Raw genomic sequence first — 3,631 nt, forward strand, 5'->3', positions numbered from 1 at the left:
GGGATCGAGCGCCCCGAAGATCGCCTCGACGCGCTGGTCGAGGTCAATGAAGACAGCGCCGCGGCGGGCCGCGAGGGCCCGCCCGACGCTGGACTTTCCGGCGCCCATGAGCCCGAGCAAGAAGACCGGTCGGTCGTCTCGCCCGGAGGGCTCGGTGGGCTCAGCCACCGATACTCGTGGAGCGGTTGATGATCCGCGGCGTCAGGAAGATCAGCATCTCCGAGCGGTCGTCGCGTTCGGGTCTTGTTCTTGAAGACCACCCGATGATCGGGATCTCGGCGAACCAGGGCACCTTGCTGTGGTTGATCGCCTGGTTGCGGGTGTAGATCCCGCCGATCACGGCGGTGTCGCCGTCGGTGATCAACAGCTGGCTCTGGGCCGAGTTGGTCAGGATCGTCGGATCACCCCGGGCGCCGGTGTTGACGAAGTCGGCCTCGTTCTTCTGGACCTGTACGTCGAGGAGCACGGCGCCCTCGTTGGTGACCTGGGGCGTGACCCGCAGGCCGAGGGTCGCGTTGACGTAGCGCGTGTTGACAACCCTGGGCAGAGACCTGGGAGATCGGGATCTGCACGCCCTGCTGCTGGATGTCGGCCTCGGTGTTGTCGAGGGTGACGATCTTCGGCGCGGAGATGATCCGGACCTCGCCCTCGTCCTCGGCGGCGCTCAGCGGCAAGTTGGTGTTGAGGTTGCCCGAGAGGCTGCCGAAGCTGAAGCCGATCGCGCCACCGGTGGCCGGTCGAGACCGGAGCCGGAGGTCGACGGCGTAGTTGGGGTTGGCCGCCGAGCCCGGGAGGATCAGGCCGTTGGTCGGGGACTGGTTGCTGCCCGAGCCGCCGCCCACGCCGATGGAGTTGGGGAAGAGCAGCAGCCCCGTGGGGTTGCCCGTGCCGGGGCTGGCCGTGAAGTCGAAGCCCCACTGGATGCCGAGCTGGCGCAGCCAGTTGGTCCGCGCCTCGACGATCCGCGCCTCGATCAACACCTGGGGCGTCTGGCTGTCGAGCTGGCGGACCAGGGACTCGGCCAGGGCGATGTTCTCGGCCACGTCCATGACGATCAGCGTGTTCGTGCGCGTGTCGGGGGTGACCGAGCCGCGCGAGCTGAGCACGCTCTGGACCTTGGGCAGCATGTCGCCGACGTCGGCGTAGCTCAGGGGGATCACCGGGTCTCGAGCGGCTTGAGCTGGACCTGGGCGTTGGCCTCCTCGATGGCCTTGCGGCGCTCCTCCTCGAGGGCGGTCAGCGTGGCCACGCGGATCACGTTGCCCTCCTGGACCATGCCCAGGTTCAAGGAGCGCAAGATGATGTCGAGGGCCTGATCCCAGGGCACCGCCGAGAGCTTCATGGTCACCGAGCCCTGGACCTCGGGGCCGGCGATGATGTTGACCCGGCCGATGTCCGAGAAGAGCAAGAGCACGTCCTTGATCGGCGCGTCCTGGAGCTCGATGTCGATGCGCTCGCCTCGCCAGCGGCTGCGGCCGTTGACCTTGGTCCCCGGTCGGGCGGCGAGCACCGGCGGCGTCGAGAAGCCCGAGACCTTGGTCCCGCCGAGGCTGACGACCTCGCTGCGCTCGATCTCGTCGATGTCGTCGATGTCGGCTGCCGCCTGGTCGGGCGCGGGGGCGGCCGCGACCGCGCGGGGGTTCTGCTCGCGGCTGGCGATCACGGCCTCCCTGGCGGGCGGGGGACTTCTTGCCCGGGAAGCGCCAGATCAGCCGGTTGCCCTTGCTGTCGAGCTCGATCTCGGCCGGGCTCGAGGTCTGACTGGCGACGATGATCTTGACGTCGCTGCCCTCGCGGAAGCTGGTGATGCGGTCGACCGGGCCGCCGAAGCTGGTCGTGTCGAGGCTGCGCTCGAGGTTGACCGGGATCTGCGTGTCGCGCAGCTCCAGCATGTTCATGTTCGGGGTCAGGCTGCTCGCGTCGTAGACGACGGGGCCGTCGATCTCGACGATGACCACCGCGCCCTGCGGGCCGTCGACGAAGCGGACGTCTCGCAGCGCCGCGTCGCCGGCGGCCTTGCGCTGCTCCTCCCCACTGGCGGGTCAAGGAGCGGCGCTGCTTGTGCGCGACCAGGGTCTCGTCGTCGAGGCGGGCCTGGGCCTTGCCGAGGGCCTCGCGGCGCTCGTGAGGCGTCGCGCTCGCCTTCGAGCTCCTCCTCGAGGGCGAGCGCGACGCCCTCACCGAGCGCCGCGAGGCCCTCGGCAAGGCCCAGGCCCGCCTCGACGAGACCCTGGTCGCGCACAAGCAGCGCCGCTCCTTGACCCGCCAGTGGGAGAGCAGCGCAAGGCGCCGGCGACGCGGCGCTGCGAGACGTCCGCTTCGTCGACGGCCCGCAGGGCGCGGTGGTCATCGTCGAGATCGACGCCCCGTCGTCTACGACGCGAGCAGCCTGACCCCGAACATGAACATGCTGGAGCTGCGCGACACGCAGATCCCGGTCAACCTCGAGCGCAGCCTCGACACGACCAGCTTCGGCTGCCCGGTCGACCGCATCACCAGCTTCCGCGAGGGCAGCGACGTCAAGATCATCGTCGCCAGTCAGACCTCGAGCCCGGCCGAGATCGAGCTCGACAGCAAGGCAACCGGCTGATCTGGCGCTTCCCGGCAAGAAGTCCCCCGCCGCCAGGGAGGCCGTGATCGCCAGCCGCGAGCAGAACCCCCGCGCGTCGCGGCCGCCCCCGCGCCCGACCAGGCGGCAGCCGACATCGACGACATCGACGAGATCGAGCGCAGCGAGGTCGTCAGCCTCGGCGGGACCAAGGTCTCGGGCTTCTCGACGCCGCCGGTGCTCGCCGCCCGACCGGGGACCAAGGTCAACGGCCGCAGCCGCTGGCGAGGCGACGCATCGACATCGAGCTCCAGGACGCGCCGATCAAGGACGTGCTCTTGCTCTTCTCGGACATCGGCCGGGTCAACATCATCGCCGGCCCCGAGGTCCAGGGCTCGGTGACCATGAAGCTCTCGGCGGTGCCCTGGGTCAGGCCCTCGACATCATCTTGCGCTCCTTGAACCTGGGCATGGTCCAGGAGGGCAACGTGATCCGCGTGGCCACGCTGACCGCCCTCGAGGAGGAGCGCCGCAAGGCCATCGAGGAGGCCAACGCCCAGGTCCAGCTCAAGCCGCTCGAGACCCGGCTGATCCCCCTGAGCTACGCCGACGTCGGCGACATGCTGCCCAAGGTCCAGAGCGTGCTCAGCTCGCGCGGCTCGGTCACCCCCGACACGCGCACGAACACGCTGATCGTCATGGACGTGGCCGAGACATCGCCCTGGCCGAGTCCCTGGTCCGCCAGCTCGACAGCCAGACGCCCCAGGTGTTGATCGAGGCGCGGATCGTCGAGGCGCGGACCAACTGGCTGCGCCAGCTCGGCATCCATTGGGGCTTCGACTTCACGGCCAGCCCGGCCACGGGCAACCCCACGGGCTGCTCTTCCCCACTCCATCGGCGTGGGCGGCGGCTCGGGCAGCAACCAGTCCCCGACCAACGGCCTGATCCTCCCGGCTCGGCGGCCAACCCCAACTACGCCGTCGACCTCCCGGCTCCGGTCTCGACCGGCACCGGTGGCGCGATCGGCTTCAGCTTCGCAGCCTCTCGGGCAACCTCAACACCAACTTGCGCCTGAGCGCCGCCG

10 protein-coding genes are annotated in these 3,631 nt (G+C 69.7%); 5 read left to right on the top strand and 5 right to left on the bottom strand.

Annotated elements, in window-relative coordinates:
• The 4 genes from G6O69_RS42695 to G6O69_RS42700 form a co-directional block, all read right to left on the bottom strand.
• Nucleotides 1-108, bottom strand: a 108-nt coding sequence (locus G6O69_RS42695) for a shikimate kinase (protein WP_346017176.1), incomplete at its 3' end; no start/stop codon positions are given.
• 52 nt (nucleotides 109-160) lie between these two features.
• The gene (locus tag G6O69_RS38900) at nucleotides 161-502 is read right to left on the bottom strand and encodes a hypothetical protein (protein WP_255216874.1); all 342 of its coding nucleotides are present in this window, start codon (nucleotides 500-502) and stop codon (nucleotides 161-163) included.
• On the bottom strand, nucleotides 402-1,160 hold the full coding sequence (locus G6O69_RS38905) for a secretin N-terminal domain-containing protein (protein WP_176397448.1): 759 nt from the start codon (nucleotides 1,158-1,160) through the stop codon (nucleotides 402-404). Before G6O69_RS38905 ends, G6O69_RS38900 begins: the two co-directional genes overlap by 101 nt.
• A complete protein-coding gene (locus tag G6O69_RS42700) occupies nucleotides 1,157-1,663 on the bottom strand; it encodes a secretin and TonB N-terminal domain-containing protein (RefSeq protein WP_176397449.1) in 507 nt (168 codons plus the stop codon). Before G6O69_RS42700 ends, G6O69_RS38905 begins: the two co-directional genes overlap by 4 nt.
• Before the next feature lie 107 nt (nucleotides 1,664-1,770).
• Here G6O69_RS42700 and G6O69_RS38915 point away from each other — a divergent pair, with 107 nt between their 5' ends.
• Nucleotides 1,771-1,926: a hypothetical protein gene (locus G6O69_RS38915; protein WP_176397450.1), complete on the top strand. Its 156-nt coding sequence runs from the start codon at nucleotides 1,771-1,773 to the stop codon at nucleotides 1,924-1,926.
• 475 nt (nucleotides 1,927-2,401) lie between these two features.
• Nucleotides 2,402-2,590 carry an AMIN domain-containing protein gene (locus G6O69_RS38920; protein WP_176397451.1) on the top strand — a complete coding sequence of 63 codons (189 nt, stop codon included), beginning with the start codon at nucleotides 2,402-2,404 and terminating at the stop codon, nucleotides 2,588-2,590.
• On the opposite strand, the gene G6O69_RS38925 is transcribed toward G6O69_RS38920, so the two are convergent.
• Nucleotides 2,539-2,817 carry a hypothetical protein gene (locus G6O69_RS38925; protein ID WP_176397452.1) on the bottom strand — a complete coding sequence of 93 codons (279 nt, stop codon included), beginning with the start codon at nucleotides 2,815-2,817 and terminating at the stop codon, nucleotides 2,539-2,541. The genes G6O69_RS38920 and G6O69_RS38925 overlap by 52 nt on opposite strands.
• A gap of 69 nt (nucleotides 2,818-2,886) precedes the next feature.
• On the opposite strand from G6O69_RS38925, the gene G6O69_RS41335 reads away from it, so the two are divergent.
• Genes G6O69_RS41335 through G6O69_RS38935 form a run of 3 tightly spaced genes read left to right on the top strand, consistent with a single transcriptional unit; the run spans nucleotide 2,887 to nucleotide 3,622 of the window.
• On the top strand, nucleotides 2,887-3,009 hold the full coding sequence (locus G6O69_RS41335; RefSeq protein WP_255216873.1) for a hypothetical protein: 123 nt from the start codon (nucleotides 2,887-2,889) through the stop codon (nucleotides 3,007-3,009).
• Complete coding sequence (locus G6O69_RS38930) at nucleotides 2,997-3,320, top strand: secretin N-terminal domain-containing protein (RefSeq protein ID WP_176397453.1); 324 nt, start codon at nucleotides 2,997-2,999, stop codon at nucleotides 3,318-3,320. Before G6O69_RS41335 ends, G6O69_RS38930 begins: the two co-directional genes overlap by 13 nt.
• A complete protein-coding gene (locus tag G6O69_RS38935; RefSeq protein ID WP_176397454.1) occupies nucleotides 3,314-3,622 on the top strand; it encodes a hypothetical protein in 309 nt (102 codons plus the stop codon). Before G6O69_RS38930 ends, G6O69_RS38935 begins: the two co-directional genes overlap by 7 nt.
• The last annotated feature ends 9 nt before the right edge of the window (nucleotides 3,623-3,631 follow it).

The organism is Pseudenhygromyxa sp. WMMC2535 (genome assembly GCF_011083025.2).

Coding starts and splice junctions, on each gene's coding strand:
- G6O69_RS38920 (WP_176397451.1), top strand. CDS start 2,402: ATGAACATGCTGGAGCTGCGCGACACGCAGATCCCGGTCAACCTCGAG.
- G6O69_RS38915 (WP_176397450.1), top strand. CDS start 1,771: ATGATCTTGACGTCGCTGCCCTCGCGGAAGCTGGTGATGCGGTCGACC.